Source organism: Prochlorococcus marinus str. SB (assembly GCF_000760115.1).
Taxonomy (GTDB): Bacteria; Cyanobacteriota; Cyanobacteriia; order PCC-6307; family Cyanobiaceae; genus Prochlorococcus_A; species Prochlorococcus_A marinus_D.
In genome coordinates, this window is sequence record NZ_JNAS01000002.1 from 752,868 (window position 1) to 774,754 (window position 21,887).

The 21,887-nt window shown below is 33.8% G+C and carries 20 protein-coding genes, 1 tRNA gene and 1 other RNA gene; 14 read left to right on the top strand and 8 right to left on the bottom strand.

Going from position 1 to position 21,887, the window contains the following annotated elements; genetic code table 11:
• The first annotated feature begins 1 nt into the window (after nt 1).
• Nucleotides 2-1,186 carry an amidohydrolase gene (locus EV02_RS02435; RefSeq protein WP_032519995.1) on the top strand — a complete coding sequence of 395 codons (1,185 nt, stop codon included), beginning with the start codon at nt 2-4 and terminating at the stop codon, nt 1,184-1,186.
• Between the two features lie 409 nt (nt 1,187-1,595).
• The gene (gene thiC / locus EV02_RS02425; RefSeq protein WP_032519997.1) at nt 1,596-2,966 is read left to right on the top strand and encodes a phosphomethylpyrimidine synthase ThiC; all 1,371 of its coding nucleotides are present in this window, start codon (nt 1,596-1,598) and stop codon (nt 2,964-2,966) included.
• Nucleotides 2,967-2,980: 14 nt separating this feature from the next.
• On the opposite strand, the gene tkt is transcribed toward thiC, so the two are convergent.
• Genes tkt through acpP form a run of 3 tightly spaced genes read right to left on the bottom strand, consistent with a single transcriptional unit; the run spans nt 2,981 to nt 6,521 of the window.
• Nucleotides 2,981-4,987, bottom strand: coding sequence for a transketolase (gene tkt / locus EV02_RS02420; protein WP_032519998.1), 2,007 nt, complete (start codon nt 4,985-4,987; stop codon nt 2,981-2,983).
• A gap of 43 nt (nt 4,988-5,030) precedes the next feature.
• Nucleotides 5,031-6,275, bottom strand: a complete 1,245-nt coding sequence (gene fabF / locus EV02_RS02415) for a beta-ketoacyl-ACP synthase II (protein WP_032519999.1) — start codon at nt 6,273-6,275, stop codon at nt 5,031-5,033.
• A gap of 6 nt (nt 6,276-6,281) precedes the next feature.
• Complete coding sequence (gene acpP, locus EV02_RS02410) at nt 6,282-6,521, bottom strand: acyl carrier protein (protein WP_032520001.1); 240 nt, start codon at nt 6,519-6,521, stop codon at nt 6,282-6,284.
• A gap of 133 nt (nt 6,522-6,654) precedes the next feature.
• Here acpP and psaC point away from each other — a divergent pair, with 133 nt between their 5' ends.
• Nucleotides 6,655-6,900 carry a photosystem I iron-sulfur center protein PsaC gene (gene psaC / locus EV02_RS02405; RefSeq protein WP_007099573.1) on the top strand — a complete coding sequence of 82 codons (246 nt, stop codon included), beginning with the start codon at nt 6,655-6,657 and terminating at the stop codon, nt 6,898-6,900.
• A 79-nt stretch (nt 6,901-6,979) separates the two neighbouring features.
• On the top strand, nt 6,980-8,875 hold the full coding sequence (gene glmS / locus EV02_RS02400) for a glutamine--fructose-6-phosphate transaminase (isomerizing) (RefSeq protein WP_032520003.1): 1,896 nt from the start codon (nt 6,980-6,982) through the stop codon (nt 8,873-8,875).
• A 31-nt stretch (nt 8,876-8,906) separates the two neighbouring features.
• Here glmS and rimM read toward each other — a convergent pair whose 3' ends face one another.
• Nucleotides 8,907-9,446: a ribosome maturation factor RimM gene (gene rimM / locus EV02_RS02395; protein WP_032520004.1), complete on the bottom strand. Its 540-nt coding sequence runs from the start codon at nt 9,444-9,446 to the stop codon at nt 8,907-8,909.
• Between the two features lie 24 nt (nt 9,447-9,470).
• Here rimM and EV02_RS02390 point away from each other — a divergent pair, with 24 nt between their 5' ends.
• Nucleotides 9,471-9,656: an NAD(P)H dehydrogenase subunit NdhS gene (locus tag EV02_RS02390; protein WP_032520005.1), complete on the top strand. Its 186-nt coding sequence runs from the start codon at nt 9,471-9,473 to the stop codon at nt 9,654-9,656.
• A gap of 2 nt (nt 9,657-9,658) precedes the next feature.
• Here EV02_RS02390 and EV02_RS02385 read toward each other — a convergent pair whose 3' ends face one another.
• Nucleotides 9,659-10,408, bottom strand: a complete 750-nt coding sequence (locus EV02_RS02385; protein WP_032520006.1) for a ribonuclease III family protein — start codon at nt 10,406-10,408, stop codon at nt 9,659-9,661.
• 21 nt (nt 10,409-10,429) lie between these two features.
• Nucleotides 10,430-10,812: RNase P RNA component class A (rnpB, locus tag EV02_RS09145), an RNA gene on the bottom strand.
• Nucleotides 10,813-10,850: 38 nt separating this feature from the next.
• On the opposite strand from rnpB, the gene EV02_RS02380 reads away from it, so the two are divergent.
• The 3 genes from EV02_RS02380 to EV02_RS0108850 all read left to right on the top strand — a co-directional run bounded on the left by EV02_RS02380 (nt 10,851) and on the right by EV02_RS0108850 (nt 11,821).
• Nucleotides 10,851-10,924, top strand: a tRNA-Arg gene (locus tag EV02_RS02380).
• Between the two features lie 77 nt (nt 10,925-11,001).
• Entirely contained in the window at nt 11,002-11,334 is a 333-nt protein-coding gene (locus tag EV02_RS02375) for a hypothetical protein (RefSeq protein ID WP_011377237.1), read from the top strand.
• Between the two features lie 31 nt (nt 11,335-11,365).
• Nucleotides 11,366-11,821, top strand: coding sequence for a hypothetical protein (locus EV02_RS0108850; RefSeq protein WP_032520007.1), 456 nt, complete (start codon nt 11,366-11,368; stop codon nt 11,819-11,821).
• Here the strand turns inward: EV02_RS0108850 and EV02_RS02370 are convergent.
• Nucleotides 11,814-14,360, bottom strand: a complete 2,547-nt coding sequence (locus EV02_RS02370; protein ID WP_032520008.1) for a glycogen/starch/alpha-glucan phosphorylase — start codon at nt 14,358-14,360, stop codon at nt 11,814-11,816. The genes EV02_RS0108850 and EV02_RS02370 overlap by 8 nt on opposite strands.
• Before the next feature lie 150 nt (nt 14,361-14,510).
• Here EV02_RS02370 and EV02_RS02365 point away from each other — a divergent pair, with 150 nt between their 5' ends.
• The 4 genes from EV02_RS02365 to EV02_RS02350 are packed head-to-tail and all read left to right on the top strand — an operon-like array spanning nt 14,511 to nt 19,046.
• On the top strand, nt 14,511-15,878 hold the full coding sequence (locus EV02_RS02365; protein ID WP_025922676.1) for a cation:proton antiporter: 1,368 nt from the start codon (nt 14,511-14,513) through the stop codon (nt 15,876-15,878).
• Between the two features lie 41 nt (nt 15,879-15,919).
• On the top strand, nt 15,920-16,819 hold the full coding sequence (locus EV02_RS02360) for an alpha/beta fold hydrolase (protein WP_032520010.1): 900 nt from the start codon (nt 15,920-15,922) through the stop codon (nt 16,817-16,819).
• Between the two features lie 9 nt (nt 16,820-16,828).
• On the top strand, nt 16,829-17,683 hold the full coding sequence (locus tag EV02_RS02355) for a galactose mutarotase (RefSeq protein WP_032520012.1): 855 nt from the start codon (nt 16,829-16,831) through the stop codon (nt 17,681-17,683).
• Nucleotides 17,684-17,696: 13 nt separating this feature from the next.
• Nucleotides 17,697-19,046: a four-carbon acid sugar kinase family protein gene (locus tag EV02_RS02350; RefSeq protein WP_032520013.1), complete on the top strand. Its 1,350-nt coding sequence runs from the start codon at nt 17,697-17,699 to the stop codon at nt 19,044-19,046.
• Nucleotides 19,047-19,048: 2 nt separating this feature from the next.
• Here the strand turns inward: EV02_RS02350 and EV02_RS02345 are convergent, their stop codons facing one another.
• The gene (locus EV02_RS02345; RefSeq protein WP_032520014.1) at nt 19,049-20,473 is read right to left on the bottom strand and encodes an NADP-dependent isocitrate dehydrogenase; all 1,425 of its coding nucleotides are present in this window, start codon (nt 20,471-20,473) and stop codon (nt 19,049-19,051) included.
• A 211-nt stretch (nt 20,474-20,684) separates the two neighbouring features.
• On the opposite strand from EV02_RS02345, the gene EV02_RS02340 reads away from it, so the two are divergent.
• The gene (locus EV02_RS02340; RefSeq protein WP_032516106.1) at nt 20,685-21,116 is read left to right on the top strand and encodes a hypothetical protein; all 432 of its coding nucleotides are present in this window, start codon (nt 20,685-20,687) and stop codon (nt 21,114-21,116) included.
• Between the two features lie 57 nt (nt 21,117-21,173).
• Nucleotides 21,174-21,884 carry a heme oxygenase (biliverdin-producing) gene (locus tag EV02_RS02335; protein ID WP_032520015.1) on the top strand — a complete coding sequence of 237 codons (711 nt, stop codon included), beginning with the start codon at nt 21,174-21,176 and terminating at the stop codon, nt 21,882-21,884.
• Nucleotides 21,885-21,887 lie beyond the last annotated feature (3 nt).

Here is a 21,887-nt window from a genome sequence, read left to right on the forward strand (position 1 = left end):
AATGAATAGAAATCAGTTATATAAAAAAATTGATTCGTTTAATGATGAACTCATTAACTTAAGAAGACATATCCATGAACATCCGGAATTAAGTGGACTTGAAAATCAAACAGCAATCTTGATCAGTGGTTTTTTAAAAGATATTGGTTGGAATGTTAGAGAATCTATAGGTAGGACTGGAGTTATAGCTGATTTTGGCCCCCTAGATAAAGGTATTATAGGTTTAAGAGTGGATATGGATGCTTTGCCAATATTTGAGGAAACTAAATTAAGTTTTTCTTCAAAAGTAGATGGTGTTATGCATGCCTGTGGGCACGATTTGCATATCTCGATTGGATTGGGTGTCGCAAAAATTATTAAGGATTTAAAATTAAATTTTGGGACTCGGATAATTTTTCAGCCTGCTGAAGAAATTGCGAGTGGAGCTAGATGGATGATTAAGGATGGTGCAACTAATGGTTTAACCCATATTTTTGGAGTTCATGTCTACCCCGATTTATCCGTAGGGACTATTGGCATTAAAGAGGGAAGTTTAACTGCAGCTGCGGGAGAACTTAATGTTGAGATTAAAGGAAAATCAGGCCATGGTGCTCGACCTTATGAAGGAGTTGATGCCATTTGGGCGGCCTCAAAAGTTATCTCGGGAATTCAAGAATCAATAACACGGAAGTTAGACCCTCTAGATCCAGTAGTAATAACTTTTGGAAAAATAAATGGCGGCAATGCATTCAATGTTCTTGCAGAAAAGGTTAATTTAATTGGTACTGTTAGATGCACTAATCGTAAAGTATTTACGAATATTGGTAATTGGCTTAATGAAAATATCACTTCTTTAGCCAATAGTTGCGGAGCTGAAGCAAAAGTAATATTTAGAGAAATCACTCCGGCAGTTAATAATAATCCTGAAATTAATCGAGTTCTCAGAGATTCGGGAATTAAGGTTTTGGGTCAAGAAAATGTAATCGAATTACAAAAACCATCATTAGGAGCTGAGGATTTCGCTGAATTCTTAAATGAAATTCCTGGAGCTATGTTTAGGCTTGGGGTTTCTAGTTCCAATGGATGTGCTCCTCTTCATAGTTCTAAATTTGATCCGGATGAAAGAGCTATTGCTGTTGGAATTAAAGTGATAACAGAATCCATAGTAAAATTAAATAATAAAAAAATTAATACTATTGGCAAATGAAAATTAATAAAAGATTTATTTTATCTTTTGTAGCTCCTTTCATGATTTTTATATCTGCCATCGGATTAATATTTAGGGATAATTCCAAGAAGATTTTTTATTTACCTATTGGCCTAATGGGGATTGTAATTATTTTGGAGAGGGGTATGAGCAGACAATTGGATAGAAAAAATATTTTAAAAAAGATAAAGTCTTATCAAAAAAATAAATAAAACGATTTTATTTATTTTCACACAATAAGAGATGACTTATTTTTAGAAAAGAGCTATTAATAAGATAAATACTAGGGGTGCTAAGAAATTTTACTTAGCTGAGATCATACCCTTTGAACCTGAATCATTAATTTCGATGCAGGGAAGTTGAGATTTGATCAAACTTTAGTAATAACACTTTTGAAAATTAAGAAATTATGAGAAGTTCTTGGATTAAGCCTCGCCTTGGGAAAGACAATGTAACTCAGATGAACTTTGCGAGAAATGGATATATCACTGAAGAAATGGATTTTGTTGCTAAAAAAGAGAATCTTCCTTCTTCTTTAATAATGGAAGAAGTAGCAAGAGGAAGATTAATTATTCCTGCTAATATTAATCATTTGAATCTTGAGCCAATGTCTATAGGTATTGCTTCTAGATGCAAAGTTAATGCCAATATTGGTGCTTCCCCTAATGCAAGTGATATCAATGAAGAAGTAGAAAAGCTGAAACTTGCTGTTAAATATGGTGCTGATACGGTTATGGATCTTTCTACGGGAGGAGTCAATTTAGATGAAGTCCGACAAGCAATTATTCAAGAATCTCCTGTTCCCATAGGAACTGTTCCTGTTTATCAAGCTTTAGAAAGTGTTCATGGTTCAATAGATAGACTAACAGAAGACGATTTTCTTCATATTATTGAAAAACATTGTAAGCAGGGCGTAGATTATCAAACTATTCATGCTGGTCTATTAATAGAGCATTTGCCAAAAGTTAAAGGAAGAATTACTGGAATTGTTAGTAGAGGGGGAGGTATTTTAGCCCAATGGATGTTACATCATTTTAAACAAAATCCTCTCTATACAAGGTTTGATGATATCTGTGAGATTTTCAAAAAATATGATTGTACTTTTTCTCTAGGAGATTCACTAAGGCCTGGATGTTTGCATGATGCTTCTGATGATGCTCAGCTAGCTGAATTGAAGACCTTAGGCGAGCTTACTAGAAGAGCATGGGAACATAATGTTCAAGTAATGGTTGAAGGTCCTGGTCATGTACCTATGGATCAAATTGAGTTTAATGTAAGAAAGCAAATGGAAGAATGTTCAGAAGCCCCATTTTATGTGCTTGGTCCATTAGTGACTGATATATCCCCTGGCTATGACCATATATCAAGTGCTATTGGGGCGGCGATGGCAGGATGGTATGGGACTTCTATGTTATGTTATGTAACGCCAAAAGAACATCTAGGTCTACCAAATGCAGAAGATGTGAGAGAAGGCTTAATTGCTTATAAAATAGCTGCTCACGCTGCTGATATAGCAAGACATAGATCTGGAGCTCGTGATCGAGATGATGAACTTAGTCATGCAAGGTATAACTTTGATTGGAATAAACAATTCGAACTTTCATTAGATCCGGAAAGGGCAAAGCAGTACCATGATGAAACACTGCCTGAAGAAATCTTTAAAAAGGCAGAGTTTTGTTCAATGTGTGGCCCTAAACATTGTCCAATGAATTCAAAGATTTCTGATGAATCTCTTGATCAGTTAAAAGATAAGCTTGAAGAATGCAATACTTCAGTGTAATTATCAATTAGTAGTTATAGAATTTCTTTCGTTTTATTAACTACGTTTTCGACTGTAAATCCAAAATTTTTCATACATTCTCCACCTGGTGCTGATGCACCAAATTTGTCCATAGTAATACAAATTCCATCAAAACCTGTATATTTATGCCAACCAAATGAATGGGCAGCTTCTACTACAACTCTTTTTTTCACACTACTAGGTAAAACACTTTCTTTATAAGATTCTTCTTGCTCTTCAAAAAGTTCTACACAAGGCATAGAAACAACTCTAATTTTTTTACCTAAGCTTGAAATTTCTTTACTTGCTTCAATGCAAAGATTCAGTTCGCTTCCAGTACCAATAAATATTAGATCTGGTGTTCCTTCACAATCGGAAACTACATATCCCCCTAGAGCAACTTTGTCGATCGAAGTATTTTCTTGATTTGGCATACCTTGTCTACTTAAACAAAGGGCAGAAGGTCTTTTTCGATTTTGAATAGCAAGCTTATAAGCTCCGCTCGTCTCGTTGCCATCTCCAGGTCTGAAAACTAGCATGTTAGGCATGGCCCGTAGAGAAGGGATAGTTTCAATGGGTTGATGTGTTGGACCATCTTCTCCTACACCAATTGAATCGTGAGTTAAGACATAGATGACTCCTAATTCGCTAAGTGCTGAAAGTCTCATTGAGCCCCTCATATAATCGGCGAAAACAAGAAAGGTTCCACCATAAGGGATAAGACCACTATTGTGATAGGCAATACCATTAAGTACAGCTGCCATTGCATGCTCTCGTACGCCAAAATGTAAATATCTTTTTTCAGGGCTATGTGGCTGGAATGATCCACTTTCTCCTTTTATATCTGTGTAATTAGAGTGAGTTAAATCTGCAGATCCGCCAATTAATTCAGGTAGGTTAGGACCTAGAGCACCCAAACATATTTGTGAATGCTTTCTGGTGGCTAACCCTTTATCATCAGGAGAATAAGAGGGGAGATCTGAGTCCCAATTCTCAGGTAATTGACCCTCTAGCATTCTTTTTAACTCGGCTCCTTCAGAGGGATATTTTTTTTGATATTCTGCAAATTTAGAATCCCATTCTTTCTCTAAATTTTCACCTTTGTTTATTGATTTTCTAAAGTGCGCATATACTTCATCGGGTATTTCAAATGGCGAATATTCCCAATTTAGAAACTCTCTAGTAAGTGCAGCTTCTTCTTCTCCAACAGCTGCTCCATGAATTCCTGCTGTATCTGATTTATTGGGAGAACCATAACCTATGGTTGTAGAAATTTTTATAATTGAAGGCTTGTCTGTGATTAATTTTGCTTTTTCGATAGCTTCAGTGATTCCTTTAACATCATGATTCCCATCTTCAACATGTTGTACATGCCATCCATAAGCTTCGTATCTTTTTAAGACATCTTCGGTAAAAGAAACGTCGGTTCGCCCATCAATAGTAATTTGATTATCGTCATAGAGTGCAATTAATTTTCCAAGCTTAAGATGACCAGCTAATGAGCAGGCCTCTGATGCAATACCTTCTTGATTACAGCCATCACCCATTATTACATAAGTATAGTGATCAACGATATTGCAATCAGACTTATTAAATTTAGCTGCTAAGTGTGTTTCAGCTATTGCCAAGCCAACTGCATTTGAAATTCCGGCTCCAAGAGGACCTGCTGTAACTTCAACACCTTCAGTTTCGAATGTTTCTGGATGCCCAGGAGTTTTTGATCCCCATTGCCTAAATTGTTTAATATCTTCTATGGAAACTGATTTATATCCTGTCAAATGAAGCAAGGAATATAACAGCATACAGCCATGACCAGCTGATAATACAAAACGGTCTCTATTGAACCATTTTGGGTTATTAGGGTTGTGATTAAGTATGTTTTGCCATAATGCATAACCCATAGGAGCACATCCCATTGGTAATCCAGGATGTCCACTATTAGATTTATTTACTGCATCTACAGCAAGCATTCTTATACTATTTACACAAAGTGACTCTAATGAAACAGATGCAGCGACCATTTTTTTAAAATAAGTTAAGTTGGAAATTCAGAATTGGTTGTCTTCAGTTCATTTTGCTGAAAGCAAGGCAAACATTGTGACCACCAAAGCCGAAAGAATTGGAGAGAGTAACTCTTAATTGAGCTTCTCTCGCATTATTTGGTACATAATCAAGATCACATTCAGGATCTCGATTAACGTAGTTAATTGTAGGAGGGATAAAATTATGTGTCAAAGAAAGTATACAAGCTACAGCTTCTATACCTCCTGAGCCTCCTAGGAGATGACCTGTCATCGACTTAGTAGAGCTTACAGGAATGAGGTAAGATCTGTCTCTAAAAATAGATTTAATTGCAGAAGTTTCATTTTTATCATTAGCTGATGTACTTGTTCCATGAGCATTTATGTAATCAACTTTTTCAAGGCTAAGACAAGCGTCTTCAATTGCTAATTTGATAGCTTCTGCGCCTCCAATCCCTCCTGGAGATGGAGCAGTTATATGATGAGCATCACATGTTGTTCCATAACCAACTATTTCTGCATAAATTCTCGCATTCCTTTTTTGTGCATTTTCTAAAGTTTCTAAAATAAGAATTCCAGATCCCTCTCCAATAACAAATCCATCTCTTTCTGCATCAAAAGGTCTGCTAGCAGTTTGAGGGCTTTCATTTCTGGAAGAAAGAGCTTTGGCACTAGCAAAACCAGCTACCCCGAGAGGTGTAATACTTGCTTCTGCTCCCCCACAGATCATTGCATCTGCTTTCCCAAGTTGGAGTAATCTAAAAGAATCGCCAATTGCATTTGAACCAGCAGCACAAGCCGTGGAAACAGAGGAACTTGGTCCTTTTGCACCTAAAGCGATTGCAGCCAATCCAGTGGCCATGTTTGGAATCATCATTGGGACTGTAAATGGACTTACTCTCTTAGGCCCTTTATGACTCAATATTTGAGCTTGACTTTCCATAGTTAGTAAGCCTCCAACACCAGAACCAATAATCACTCCAATTCTTGATGCATTAGCTTCAGTAATTTCAAGTCCAGAATCATTAAAGGCTTGCTTTGCAGCAATAACTCCAAACTGGGAAAAACGATCCCATCTTTTGGATTCTTTAGCTTCAATAAAAAGTTCAGATTGAAGATTTTTTACTTCTGCAGCAAATTTGCAGGGATGTTGTTCAGGATCAAAGAGAGTAATATCTGAAACCCCATTAGTACCTGTTTGAAGACCGACTAAATATTCATCAATGTTATTACCAATTGGAGTTACTGCTCCTATACCAGTAATAACTACTCGATGGAAATTTGGCATCCTATACTAACCTTTTTTTTCTTCGATGAATTTTACTGCATCGCCAACAGTTGCTATTCCTTCAGCTGCTTCATCTGGAATTTCAATATCAAATGCTTCTTCAAGTGCCATTACTAATTCAACAGTATCTAGAGAATCTGCACCTAAATCATTTTGGAAATTTGAATCTGATTTAACTTCTTCTGCTTCAACGCTTAATTGTTCTGAAACAATAGAACAGACTTTTTCGAGGATTTCTTGTGACATAGTTTATGTAAATTACTAATTATCTATATGATTTTATGCCCTAGAGTTAACAAGAGTGAAGCATATCTTAATTTTTTTAATTTCTTTGTAAGACAATAGTATTATAAAACGAGGTTCAAAAGACAATTTTTACATGTCACACGCAGTTAAAATTTACGACACTTGCATTGGTTGTACCCAATGTGTAAGGGCTTGCCCACTTGATGTTTTAGAAATGGTTCCTTGGGATGGCTGTAAAGCAGGCCAAATAGCATCTTCTCCTAGAACAGAAGATTGTGTAGGATGCAAAAGATGTGAAACGGCATGTCCTACAGATTTCTTAAGTATTCGTGTTTATTTAGGAGATGAGACATCTAGGAGTATGGGTTTAGCATATTAATTTTTATAGTGCAGTTTTAAGAGAGTCCATATTTTAATAAACACGCGTTTTATTTCAATATAATTGAAAAAAAAATCGTATGTGTGGAATAGTTGCTGTAACTGGATATAAAAAAGCTTTACCATTATTAATTAATGGTTTAGAAAAACTTGAATACAGAGGTTATGATTCTGCAGGTATTGCAATAATAAATTCCGAAACAAATTCTATTTCTTGTAATAAAGCAGAAGGGAAACTTAAAAATTTAATAGGTAATCTTAATGGTCATAATATTCCTGGAACTGTTGGAATAGGACATACTAGATGGGCAACTCATGGAAAGCCGGAGGTTAAAAATGCACATCCTCATACCGATAGTTCAGGAAATATAGCAGTTGTTCAAAATGGCATTATTGAAAATTTCCAAGATTTAAAAAATAAATTAGAGAAAGAGGGCATTATTTTTAATTCTGATACAGATACAGAGGTAATTCCCCATCTAATTCAAAGAGAGTTAAACATATTAAGTAAACTTAATCTTGAGAAGAATGGGTCAACATTATTAGTAGCTGTGAGAAATGTATTATCGGATTTAGAAGGATCTTATGCTTTAGCAGTTTTATGGTCTGGTGCTCCAACTTCTTTGGTAGTTGCAAGAAGACAAGCACCCTTGATTATTGGTTTGGGTGAAGGAGAATTTATTTGTGCTAGTGATACTCCAGCCATTGCAAACTTTACGAATATTATTTTGCCCATGGAGGATGAAGAAATAGCCTTGTTGACTCCGCTTGGGATTGAAATATATGACGCAAGCAATGAGAGACAATATAGAAATCCAGTTTCTTTAAAAGTCTCAGAGCAAATAATGGATAAGATGAATTTTAAACACTACATGTTGAAAGAGATATATGATCAGCCGCAGACTGCAAAAAACTGGTTGGAAAATTATCTAATTAAGAACTCAGATAATGGTCAATATCAAATCAACTATCCATTTGATACAGAGTATTTTGGATCAATAGAAAGGATTGAAATTATTGCTTGTGGTACAAGTAAACATGCTGCAATGGTGGGCTGCTTTTTATTAGAGCAATTTTCAGGTATTCCCACAAATGTCTTTTATGCAAGCGAATTTCGATATTCACCACCTCCACTATTGCCAAATACATTAACTATTGGAGTCACTCAATCCGGAGAAACTGCTGATACAATTGCGGCTATCGATATGGAAATTAAAAGACGTTCTTCAGTTGAAAATAAAAAATTTAAACCTAATCTTATTGCAATAACAAATAGAAAAGAGAGTTCCATAGGAAGACAGGTCTCAAATATAATTGATATCTGTGCAGGAATAGAAGTTGGAGTTGCAGCAACAAAAACTTTTTTTGCTCAATTACTTTCTTTTTATGGATTAGCCATAAAATTTGCTCAAATTAAAGGTAATAAAAGTCCTGATGAAATAGGTAAATTAATAAGTGAACTTATAAAACTTCCGCCACTACTGGAAGATCTCTTAGAGAAACATAATAAATCTTCAGAAAAGCTAGCACAAGACTTTTTTAATATTAAGGATGTTATTTTTTTAGGAAGAGGAATAAATTATCCTATTGCACTTGAAGGCGCGTTAAAACTTAAAGAAATTAGTTATATTCATGCAGCTGGATATCCTGCTGGAGAAATGAAACATGGTCCAATAGCTTTATTAGATAAAAAAGTACCTGTAATTTCTATCGCCTCACCTGGTGAAGTTTTTGATAAAGTTATCAGTAATGCTCAAGAAGCAAAAGCTAGAGATTCATATTTGATTGGGATTGCTCCTGAATGTAATGGAACTGAAATCTTTGATTATTTGATGAAAGTTCCTTCCTGTAATGAATGGATTTCACCTCTGCTTAATATACTTCCTTTACAATTATTGAGTTATCATATAGCAGCACATAGGGGACTTGACGTCGATCAACCAAGAAATTTAGCTAAAAGTGTAACTGTTGAATAATGAGCTTTTTACAAATTTTTATTTTTTTAATTTATAGCTCTAAAAGTCCATTTGGAGGATTAATGATTAGAAAATTGTTTTTTATATCTACTAATGGGACTATTTCTTTAACAAATGGTATGAGAACTTTTTTTTGATTCTTAAATAGTTCAATAACAAGTAAATTATTTTTCTCATTTTCTAAATTGATAACCTTCCCAATTTTTTTTAATTCATCATTTTCTAAAGTCTTGACTTCTAGATTTAAAAGTTCTAACAAGTGGAATTCTTCCTTTTTTAATTTGGGTAGTGTATCAGTTTTTACAAGAATTTTAAATTTTTTTAGTTGCTCTGCTTGATTTCTTGTATTTATTCCTTGGAACTTAACTATAAAAGTTACTTTACCAGGCTGTTTGAAACCAGATATAAGTTCTATTTTTGAAGGAGATTCATTTTCTTTTTGCAACCATCTAATTCCCGGTTTTAAAAATCTTTCTTCAAAATCACTTAAAGATTTAACCTTTACCTGTCCATTAATTCCATGACATGATGTTATCAATCCAACAGTCAACCATTCATTTTTATTTATCATATATTGTATTAGAAAGAGTGTTTTATGGAATTATCTACTAAACCCATACTCCCAGGATCTTTTGTTGTTGTAAAAGACACCAATTCTATTTATAGAGGATATAAAGGGTTTGTACAAAGAGTTACAAAAAAAAGAGCAGCGGTTCTTTTTGAAGGAGGTAATTGGGATAAACTCATAACTTTTCAGCTAGCGAATTTAGAAATAGTATAAAGTTAGATTTTACCAATAGTAAGAAATTTTTCTATCAAAACTCTAGCTGCATTAGTTTCTGCTTGCTTATGGGATTTGCCGAATGCTGATGATTCTTTTAATCCTTCGATAAATATATCGCAAGAAAATCTTTTGGGGTCACCATTTTTCTTTGAGACTTCAATTATTTTATAGACTGGTAAATCAAAACCTTTGCTTTGACACCACTCTTGCAATACTGTTTTTGATTTGAATTTATATGGAGCTCTTAAAAATATTTCTGAATCTTCCTCCCAAATATCATCTAACCAAAGATTTACTTCCCGAATGGAATTAAAGCACTTGTAAACAGCACCGATCAAAGCTTCTGTAGCTTCACCAATAATAGTATTTTTTGAATTTTCGTCACCAAGAGCTTCAGGTCCTTTAATTATTAATTTTTCTATATCAATTTTTCCCCCTAATTTAGTTAACCATTCATCACTTACAATTTGTGCTCTTAACTCTGATCTTTCTCCTACACTCATTTGAGGATATTTTTTTTCAATAAAATTAGAAGCCGCTAATCTAAGAACTGCATCTCCGAAAAATTCTAGTTTTTCATAATTTAATATTTTGTCCTCCGAAGAGTGGATAAATGCTTGATTAATATCTTGAATAATTGAAATATTTTGAGTTCTAATTATTTCAGAAAATCTTTCTGATTTAATATTTAAAGACTTTAAAAAAGTAGTTATTTGAGTAATCCGCTTTGCGTCAATTATATTTGTCATTTGATTTAAATAATCACAACAATTAGAAAGCAGGTCATAAGCCGGGTTCTGTTCATCTTAATTAATAAGATGGGCAATCATCTATCTAGGACTGGAATTACTTCACAGTCTCGAGCGGCGCTTAAAAGTAGATTGTTTAATGGTCATAAATCTACTAAGCCTTGCTCCCAGCCGGGGTTTACCTAGCCAACACTTCTCAATGTTGCTGGTGCGCTCTTACCACACCCTTGCACCCTTGCCATACATAAAGTATTAGGCGGTATGTTTCTGTGGCACTATCCTCACGGTTTCCCGCACTGGGAATTACCCAGCAAGCCTGACCATGTGGGAGCCCGGACTTTCCTCAAGAAAGTTTTATTTTGTTTCCAAAATAAAACTTTCTTGCGATTACCTCTCCTGCTTTCATTTAGCATAATGCTTAATACTCCAAAAATCATCTATTGGGGCTGTAGCTCAGCAGGATAGAGCAACGGTTTCCTAAACCGTAGGTCGTGGGTTCGACTCCCGCCAGTCCCGTAAAATAAAAAACTATATGTAGTATGTGTGCAAATTTGTTACTCTCTAGCTAGCGTATAGTTAGTAATAAATCTTTTATGGCTAAGTTGCATGATATGCGTTTAAAGCTCTTAATTCAACAAGAGCATGAACGTATTTCTAAATCCCAACCAAATGATTTAGATCTTTCAATAGTTCAGGCAAGATGCCTGTGCTGGCTTGCTCTTTTAGCAGAAGCTCATGAAGATCAAGCAAATGATGCTGAAAAAAGAGGCGATGCAGAGCAAGCTATGGGATGGTTTGCTGATTCTATGAGACTAAGAGATGTTATTAATTTAGTGACTAGTATTGAGATACCTTTGCCAGATAGTCCAGATTCACTTGATGAAAATGACGAATTGTTGGATGGCCCTACAATTTTGCCCAAATAGTGAGATGATATAGAAAGATTTATTTTTTCTTTTGGCTGAAGAACCATGTCAATGCTCTGATTGTCAGAGATTTTACAAAGAGCATGATCGTCTGATTAGAGAATTTCCTACTTTTAAGCAGCAACAAGAATTGAATTGGGCATCTATTCAATCATTCAGAACTCTTTGTACTAAGGTAACTGATGAGTTGCAGAAAGAATTATCTGAAAGGCAATCAAATGAAGATAACAGTCCAAAAGTAAAACATATTTCTGATACAGAAATTACCGAAGCTTTAGATGAACTGGAAAGTGTTAATGCCTATTTATATTCAATTGAAGCCTTAATGGAAAGGATATTTGATACAAAAATTGCAAACAATATTGAATCAAAATTTAAAGAAATTGCAAATGAATTAGCCCCAGACCCATTAAACATGGATAGATTAATTTTGAATAGATTATTTCATCAAACCCCAGATTCACCAGACAAGAAAAATATCAATTAGTTAGTTCTTCGACGTCGCAAGTAATTTTAACAGGCATTGGAGATACTTTCCAAATAGATTTGCAGTACTCTCTGATAGATCTATCTGAAGAAAAATATCCTGATCTAGCAGTATTTAATAATGCCATTTTGTTCCAAGATTTTTTATTATTCCAGCATTCACTGACAACATCTTGTTTATTTAAGAAATCTTCAAAGTCAGCCATAACAAAAAATGGGTCATGTCCTGTAAGGCTATTTAATAAAGGTTTAAATAATTCTTTATCCCCATTGCTAAAGTGACCAATTTCAATTAGGCGTATAACCTCTTTGAGCTCTTGACATTGATCAATAAAAGTTTTGGGAGAGTAGTTATTATTTTTTAAGTCCATAATTTCGCTTTCAGTTTTACCAAAAAGAAAGAAATTCTCTTTTTTCACAAGATCTCTTAATTCAACATTTGCTCCATCTAAGGTTCCAATGGTTAAAGCTCCATTCATGGCAAACTTCATATTTCCAGTTCCAGAAGCTTCTTTTCCAGCAGTTGAGATTTGTTCTGAAAGATCAGTTGCAGGATAAACTATTTCACCAAGTTTAACGTTGTAGTCTGGTAGAAAGACAACTCTTAATAAACCATCCATATCTGGATCAGAATTAACTACATCAGCAATACCATTTATGAATCTAATCATCAGCTTTGCCATAAAGTAACCTGGTGCAGCTTTACCTCCGAATATTATTGTTCTAGGGACTTCATACTTGTTTGTACCATTTTTGATTCTTAAATATTGGGCAATAATTTGTAGTGCGTTTAAATGTTGCCTTTTATATTGATGAATTCTTTTAACTTGAACATCAAATAAACTTGATGGATCTACAAGTATTCCAGTTTTTGAATGAATAAAGCTGGCTAATTTTCTTTTGCCATTTAATTTTGTTTCCTCAAACTTTTGCAAAAAATTGTTGTCATCTTTTTTTTCTTCTAACTTCTTAAGAAGTTCCATGTTGGTTATCCAGTTCGGACCCACTTCTTCTTCTAAAAGGCTCGATAGTGATGGATTTGAAAGGGCAACCCATCTCCGTGGAGTAACTCCGTTAGTTACATTTGTAAATTTTTCAGGCCACAGAGATGCGAATTCAGGCAAAAGTTGTCTTTTTATTAGATCTGAGTGGAGAGCTGCAACACCATTTATGTGATGAGCTCCAATTGTAGCTAAATGAGCCATCCGAACTGATTTGGATCCTTCTTCATCAATTATTGAAAGTTTTTGAAGGATTTTGTCATCACCTGGATAACGTAGTCTTAATTGTTGTAGAAATCTCCAATTAATTTCATAAATAATTTCTAGATGACGAGGAAGAAGATCATTAAATAAACCTAAATCCCATTTTTCTAAAGCTTCTGGAAGTAATGTATGGTTGGTATATGCCACTGAAGAGGTTGTTATGTTCCAAGCTTTATCCCAACCTATTTGATATTGGTCAATAAGAAGTCTCATTAATTCTGCAACTGCAATAGCAGGATGGGTATCATTTAGTTGAACTGTCCAATGCTTAGGGAATTCTGTTATTGCTATTGATCTTTTTTCAAGGCTTCTCAACATATCTTGAAGAGAACAACTTACAAAAAAGTGTTGTTGTTTGAGTCTTAATCTTCTGCCTTCGTCAGTTCCATCATTTGGATATAGAACTTTTGATAGAGTTTCAGATGCAACTTTTTCTTCGACTGCACCATAATAATCACCAATATTGAATGCATAAAAGTCAAAACTTTCTGTTGCATCTGCTCTCCATAATCTTAATCTGTCACATGTATTTACTCTGTATCCTAAAACTGGAACGTCATGAGGTACTCCAATTGCATGTTCTGAGGGAATCCATCTTGATCTGTAGTTCCCTTTATCATCTCTATAACTTTCAGTTCTCCCTCCAAAACCTACAAAACATGATTCATCAGGTTGTGGAAGTTCCCATGGCCAGCCCCCTTTTAACCATTTGTCAGTTACTTCAACTTGCCAACCATCTCTTATTAACTGATTGAATATGCCAAATTCATATCGAATACCATAACCGACTGCTGGAACTTGTAGAGATGCTAATGATTCCATATAACATGCGGCAAGTCTGCCAAGTCCACCATTACCTAATCCAGGCTCCTCTTCAACTTCAAGAATTGTTGACAATGATTCAATGCCAAATCTTTTTAAAGCATCTTCTGCCTCTTGAGTTATTCCAAGATTAAGAAGATTATTACTTAATTGAGGGCCTATTAAAAATTCTGCTGATAAGTAAGCAACTGTTTTTTGAGGTTTTTTTCTTATGACTTCTTGGCTGGCTAAATATCTTGTCATCAGCCTATCTTTAACTGCATAACTTAAAGCCATGTACAAATCGTGAGGACTTGCAGAGGTTGCTAACTTTCCAAGAGTGTAGAAAAGATGGGCTGTCATTCCTTGAAAAACAGCATCTGAATCCATGCCAGCTTTCTCGGGATCTAGATAGCAGCCTGGTGTAGGCAAGCGCAGATCAAAGGGTTCGTTGGAATTCATTGGATTAGCCATATAACAGACAATAGCCATTTTTAAGAAAATTTCTTTGTTGTAACTTCAGATCCACACTTGTTGAGTATTTTTGCTTTTTTCTTACATATTTCTTAAATTGGGCCCTTAATAAACTATCTTCCAATTAGGTAGTTTATTTTTTACACTTAAATGTACTCTTTACTTGCTGAATTAAGTGCACATGATTTAGAAGTTGCTGAAACGTTGATAGGAGTTATAAGGTTTCTATTGATATTTTTAGCTGCAAGAGCATTAGCAGAAGTATTAGTAAGACTGAGTTTGCCCACAATAGTAGGTGAGCTTCTTGCAGGAGTTGTAATAGGGGCATCAGGATTTCATTTGTTGATACCGCCTTCAGCTGGAACCGAATTAAATGAAGGACTTGTAAATGTTATTAGTTCTTTAGCGTCAATTCCCCCAGAAGCTGTACCAGATGTTTATTTCGAAAGTTTTCCGTCCCTGCAAGCAGTAGCGACTCTGGGATTATATGCTCTTTTATTTTTAACAGGTTTAGAAAGTGAGTTGGAGGAATTAGTAGCTGTTGGAGCTCAGGCTTTCACTGTTGCGATGGCTGGTGTAATTTTACCGTTTGCCTTTGGAACTCTTGGATTAATGTTTATTTTCCAAGTAGATCTAATTCCAGCAGTTTTTGCTGGAGCATCTATGACGGCAACTAGTATAGGAATTACTGCAAGTGTTTTTGGTGAGTTGGGTTATTTGAAAACTAGAGAAGGACAGATTGTTATTGGTGCAGCAGTGTTAGACGATATCTTAGGAATTGTTATTCTGGCAGTTGTAGTAGCCCTTGCTGCCGGAGGCACTTTAGAAATTGCTCCTATCGTTAAATTAGTTGCAGCAGCTGTAGTATTCGTTATTGCTGCTATTGCATTAAGTAGAACAGCCGCTCCAGGTTTTGATTGGTTATTAGATAGATTAAAGGCTCCAGGAGCCGTAGTAGTAGCTTCTTTTGTGATACTTGTATTGTGTTGTTTCGTGGCAACAGCCATTGGATTGGAAGCAGCTTTAGGTGCTTTTGCAGCTGGATTAATTCTAAGTAGTTCTAAAAATAACCACGCAATTCAGCAATCCGTTTTACCTTTAGTATCCTTATTCGCAACTATTTTCTTTGTATTAGTTGGAGCGGGAATGGATTTATCAGTTATCAATCCACTTGATCCAACAAGTAGATCAGCTCTTGTAGTTGCAGGATTTTTATTAGTTGTTGCGATTATTGGAAAAATTGCAGCTGGATGGGTATTTTCAAGTGATAAACCTACAAATAGATTAGTTGTAGGTTTGGGTATGATGCCTAGAGGAGAGGTTGGTTTAATTTTTCTTGGGCTAGGAACAAGCGCTAAGTTATTAACTCCTTCTCTTGAAGCAGCTATTTTATTAATGGTTATAGGAACTACATTTCTTGCACCTGTACTCTTAAGAATTGTTCTAAAAGATAAGCCCCCAAATGATGGCAATAAAATTTCAGATGATGTTGCAGCTGATCCTGTTGGTCTTCTTTAGGAAATAAGTTTATTAGAATCAATAAAGATAAATTTCAATGAATGGAAAAGTCAGCTCAGATAGATAGTAGTGTTAATAATAACTGGAATTTTTTAAATTACCCAATTCATACAGTTTCCGCTAAGCCCGAGCAAACATCAAAAGATTGTGCAATTTTATTAATTCATGGTTTCGGTGCTTCTACGGATCATTGGAGATTTAATATTCCTATTTTGAGTACAAAATACGAAGTTCATGCTATGGATTTACTCGGTTTTGGAAAAAGTCCTAAGCCTCAAGACGTCGAATACTCAGGATCTTTATGGAAAGATCAGGTTGTCGCTTATGTAAAAGAGAAAATAAAAAAACCTACAATTGTTGTTGGAAATTCATTAGGTGGTTATGCCGCATTAGCAGCTTGTGCAGAATTAAATGAGCTAAACGCAGGAGTGATCTTACTTAATGCTGCTGGATATTTTAGTGAAGAAAAAACTATCAAAAAGAATATGTTGCAAACTTCAATTGAAACAGTTGCCGGCATATTTTTGAAAAATATTGTTCTTCAACGTTTGATTTTTGAAAATATGAGAAATCCAAAAAATATTAAAAAAACGTTGAATCAAGTTTATGTTGATAAAAAAAATGTTGATGATTTTTTAGTTGAGTCAATAAGAAAGCCTTCTCTAGATTTCGGAGCTTTTAATGTTTTTAGAAGTGTATTTAACCCATCAGGTCCTCAGGGATTGCCCTTGGATAAGCTATTCGCAAAACTAAATGCACCATTATTACTTCTTTGGGGAGGGAAAGATCCATGGATGAATACTCCAAAAAAAAGAAATCTATATAAAAAATTTACACCAAAGAATACAAAAGAAATTATTCTTGAAGCAGGACATTGTCCTCATGATGAGATACCTGAATTAGTTAATCAGCATATTTTGGATTGGGTTGATTCTCTTTAAGTAATAATCGTGAAACTTGAATTATCTAATAAGGACCAAGGAATTTTTGTCTTTCAATTGGATAAAAATAATTACATTAAATTTTGTCCTGAAAGAGGAGGTGTTATTACAAATTGGGTTTCGGATGGTAATGAAATACTTTATTTCGATGAAACAAGATTTATGGATAAGACAAAAAGTATTAGGGGAGGCATTCCAATCTTGTTTCCAATTTGTGGAAATCTCAATACCTCTAGTTCAGTATTTGGAAATGGTTATTTGCAATTACCACAACATGGTTTCGCTAGGGATTTGAAATGGCAATACTCCTTCAATGAAAATGAAAAATTTTTATGTTTATTCTTAAATGAATCTAAAAAAACCAAAAAATATTATCCTTTCGATTTCGAACTAAAAATAGAAGTTATCTTAAAAATTAACTCTTTAGAATTTGAAATTACAATCCATAACAAAACAGACTTTGCTATGCCTATAAATTTTGGTTTGCATCCTTATTTTAAAATTTCAGATTTCAAAAATTTAGAGTTTGTTGATAATCCACTTAATTGTCAGGATCAAGTAAGAAATACTTTAAGTAATACTTTGGATGAATTAAATAAAATTAATTTAGGAGTTGATCTACTTATGTATACTTCCGGTAGAAGCTCTTTTCGAGATAAAATTTTTAAAAGAGAGGTAACTTTAAATCATCCATATCCTTTTGATTTAGGCGTTATTTGGAGTGATCCTCCAAGAAGAATGATATGTCTTGAACCTTGGACTAGTCCCCGAAATTCTTTTGTTGATGGATTTAGAAACATTATGATTCCTTCAAATGATAGTAAAAGGTTAAATGCCTCAATACAAATAAAATCTCTTAAGTAATTTTGCAATACTTATGAAATTTGTTGTTATAGATGATGATCCAACAGGCTCTCAAACTGTTCAAGATTGCTTATTACTGCTTAAGTGGGACTGCTCAACTTTAGCTAAAGGTTTTGAATCTAAATCTAATTTATTTTTTATTTTGGCTAATACAAGGTCACTATCGGAAAATGATGCGAAATTAACAATAGAGGAAATTTGCAAAAATCTCAAGACTGTAATTACTTCTCAAGCCTATGAAGAAGAAATTATTTTTATAAGTAGAGGAGACTCTACTCTTAGAGGACATAACTATTTAGAGCCAATTGCTCTAAATAGTTGCTTAGGTCCTTTTGATGCTACTTTTCATATTCCAGCTTTCATAGAAGGTAAAAGATTCACAATTAATGGATCTCATTTTGTTGATAAAACTCCTATTAGTCAAACAATTTTTGCAACAGATAAAATTTTTGGATATGAGACAAGTAATGTAAAGAATCTATTATTTCAGCAAAGTAAATCGCAAATAAATTTTGAAGATATTCAAAATCTTTTATTATCAGATATCGAAATTCTAAATGATGAAGAAAATAATATTGTTTTTAAAACACTAAAGAACTTGAAGAATAATAAACATGTAGTTGTAGATGTAGAGAATTATTCTCAATTAAAAAAATTTTCTTTAGTAATTAGAAAATTAATTAAACAAAAAAAATTCCTTTTTCGAACTGCAGCAAGTTTCATTAGTTCAATTTCTGAGAAAAAAAGTGTCTCTCATACTGAAATATTTTTCTCTAATTTAAGAATAAGAAATAAAGAAAAGAGTTTTCTTCCAGGACTGATCATTGTTGGATCTTATGTAGAACTTTCAACAATACAATTAAATAATTTATTAGAGATAAGTAATTGCAACCCAGTTGAATTAGATGTTTTTGAATTCTTTAAAATTACTTCATTAGATAATAATCAGAAGAGAAGGAATTTGTTTAAAAATAAATTTTTAAAAGAAATTAGATTTTCTTTTGAGAGAGGAAAAACTCCTGTTTTGTTTACTTCAAGAAAATTTATGTCTTTAGATTATTCTGAACTATTTAATTTTTATAATTTACTTGCTTGTTTTATTGCTGAATTAGTCGCGGATTTGAAGTATGAAATAGGATATTTGATTTCAAAAGGTGGAATAACAACAAATTTGATTCTTAGTAAAGGACTTAATGCAGATTATGTTTATCTTGAAGGACAGATTTTAACTGGCATTTCAGTGGTGACTTACAACCTTAAAAATGGCAAAAAACTTCCCATTGTTACTCATCCTGGAAACATTGGTACTAAAGATTCACTGGTTAATATTTGGAAAGTTTTTGAAAATAAAAATAATTTTTAAAATTAGAAATTTGAGATAATTTCTTCAGCAAAACTGCTGCAGGTTAAGGGTTCTACTTTTGGTTCCATTAAGCGTGCTAAATCATAGGTGACTTTTTTTTGCTCAATTGCCTTACTTAAACCATTAGTAATTAAGTTAGCTGCCTCATCCCAACCAAAATATTCGAGCATCATTACACCACTAAGAATTACTGAGCCTGGATTAATCTTATTTAAGCCTGCATGTTTTGGCGCAGTACCGTGCGTAGCTTCGAAAATTGCTGCATTATCTCCAATATTTGCACCAGGAGCCATGCCTAGGCCACCAACAATTGCTGCAGCTGCATCAGAAACATAGTCTCCATTGAGATTTAAGGTTGCAAGAATTGAATATTCTTGAGGTCTAGTTTGAATTTGTTGAAATATACTATCAGCTATCCGATCATCAACAAGAATAAGTTCTCTCCATTTTCCATCTCCGTGAGAATTTGATATTGATGCAATAACTTCTTTAATTTCTTCGCAAATGAATGCTTTTTTGTTATTTGTAAGCTTGTCAAAACCTGGTTCAATTTTTCGAGCATTATTTTCAATTGTAATTTCTGGATTTTTCTGAATATTATCTAAAATCCAGCTTTCTCTCTCTGTAATGCAATCTTCTCTAAATTCATTTACTGCTAATTCATATCCCCAATCTCTAAATGCACCTTCTGTATATTTCATAATATTCCCTTTGTGTACAAGAGTTACATGCCTTTTATCTCCTGATAATCTTTTGGCATGTTCAATAGCTTTTCTAATATGCCTTTGGCTACCAGATTTACTTACTGGTTTTATTCCAATACCTGATCCGTCTGGTATAGATCTATTTTTTAAATTTTTACTTTTTGGTATGACAACGTTATTTAAGTGATTAATTAATTCAAGACAATTATTATCCTCCGCTTCCCATTCAATACCCATGTAGATATCCTCAGTATTTTCTCTATAAACAATAACGTCTAAATTTTGGGGATTTTTGTGGGGGCTTGGAGTTCCTGAATAATATTTGCATGGTCTAACACAACTATATAAATCAAAGATTTGCCTTAATGCAACATTAAGAGATCTAATACCTCCACCAATGGGAGTCGTTAAAGGCCCTTTGATGGCTACACCAAAGTGTTTGATTGCTTCAATAGTATCTTGAGGCAGATAGTTATATGTTCCATAAAGTTCACAAGCTTCATCGCCTGCATAGACTTTAAACCAATGTATTTTTCTTTTATCTCCATAGCTTTTTTTAATCGCTGAATCAAGAACGATTTGAGTTGCAGGCCAAATATCAACTCCAGTACCATCACCCCTAATAAATGGGACAATTGGATTATTAGGAACATTAGGTTTGCCTTGGTTAAAAGTTATTATCTCGCCTTCATTAGGTAAAGTTAATTTTTCAAATTTTGTCATAGCATTTAATTAATAAAATATAACTCATTGAAGTTCCTCGTATTGTAATTTGCGATGAGTTATTTTCTTTAAAACCTAGAAATTTATTATTCAAATGTGAATAGAGAATAGTTTGTTGATCAGCATTTCAACATCTTTATTAAAAGAAAAAGTAGTTAATAAGCAAGTTAAAGAAAATTATGTCATTTTCAAAAAAGTACTCAATTACTTTATGAATGCGAGTTCAAATGTAAGTAATGTTGAAATAGCGAATAAAATTGCTTCCACTGCAGCTTTGTTTCGGAAATATTTTCCAGATGCAAGCGTAAACTTTAGTCCCTGGGACAATTCAAATAATGAATCTATGCAAGATACTATTGATTTTGCGTTTCATTTCCCTGGTTGGAGCCCTCTTATTGAATGTAGAGCTATACTCTTACAATTAAGAATTGAAAATGATAATAATGGTAGAGTTCCGAAATTGTTGGGAATAATAATGAGAGGTATGATTGTTCCCTCCGAGAGATGGAGAGTGGCTACCATCGGTGATTGGGAAATGACTGGTACTCATTTACCGCAAAAGGAACAAAAAGATAACCTTTTTTTGGTTTGTAAAGAACTTTATAAGTTATTCTCTACAACATCTGCAGGTAACAAAAATTAGCTGTTTTATGTATTTTCCTTGTAGATTAAATACACTTACAAAAATAATTCAAAATAGATGGCAGTTGCTCTTGCAGGACAATTAAGAGAAGGGACAAAAAAATCCCATACTATGGCAGAAAATACTGGCTTTGTGGCTTGTTTTTTAAAAGGAGTTGTTGAAAAAAAATCTTATAGAAAATTAATTAGTGATTTATATTTTGTTTATGAAGCTATGGAAGAAGAAATTGAAAGACTGGTCAATGAGGAACATCCCGTAATAAAACCTATAGGTTTTAAATCGTTATACAGGAAAGAAACTCTTGTTAATGATCTTAAATTTTATTTTGGTGAAAACTGGAAGAATGAAATTAATATTTCTCACTCAGCAAAAGAATATGTTGAAAGAATCCGAGAGGTCGCAAAAAATTCACCAGAGCTATTAGTTGGTCACCACTACACTCGCTATATAGGAGATTTATCTGGAGGGCAAATTTTGAAAAGGATCGCAAAAAAAGCATTAAATTTGCAGGGAAATGATGGTTTAAATTTTTATGAGTTTGAATTAATTGCTGATGAAAAGAAATTCAAGGAAGAATATTCTATTACTTTGAATAAACTTCCAATAAATCAAAAGACTGCTGATCAAATTATTGATGAAGCTAATCAAGCTTTTACTTACAATATGAAAATGTTTAAGGAGCTTGAAGGTAACTTGATTGCTGTTTTAGGAAAGATTGTATTCAATTACATTACAAAAAAAGTCAGGAAAGGAAGTACCGAGACCTAATAT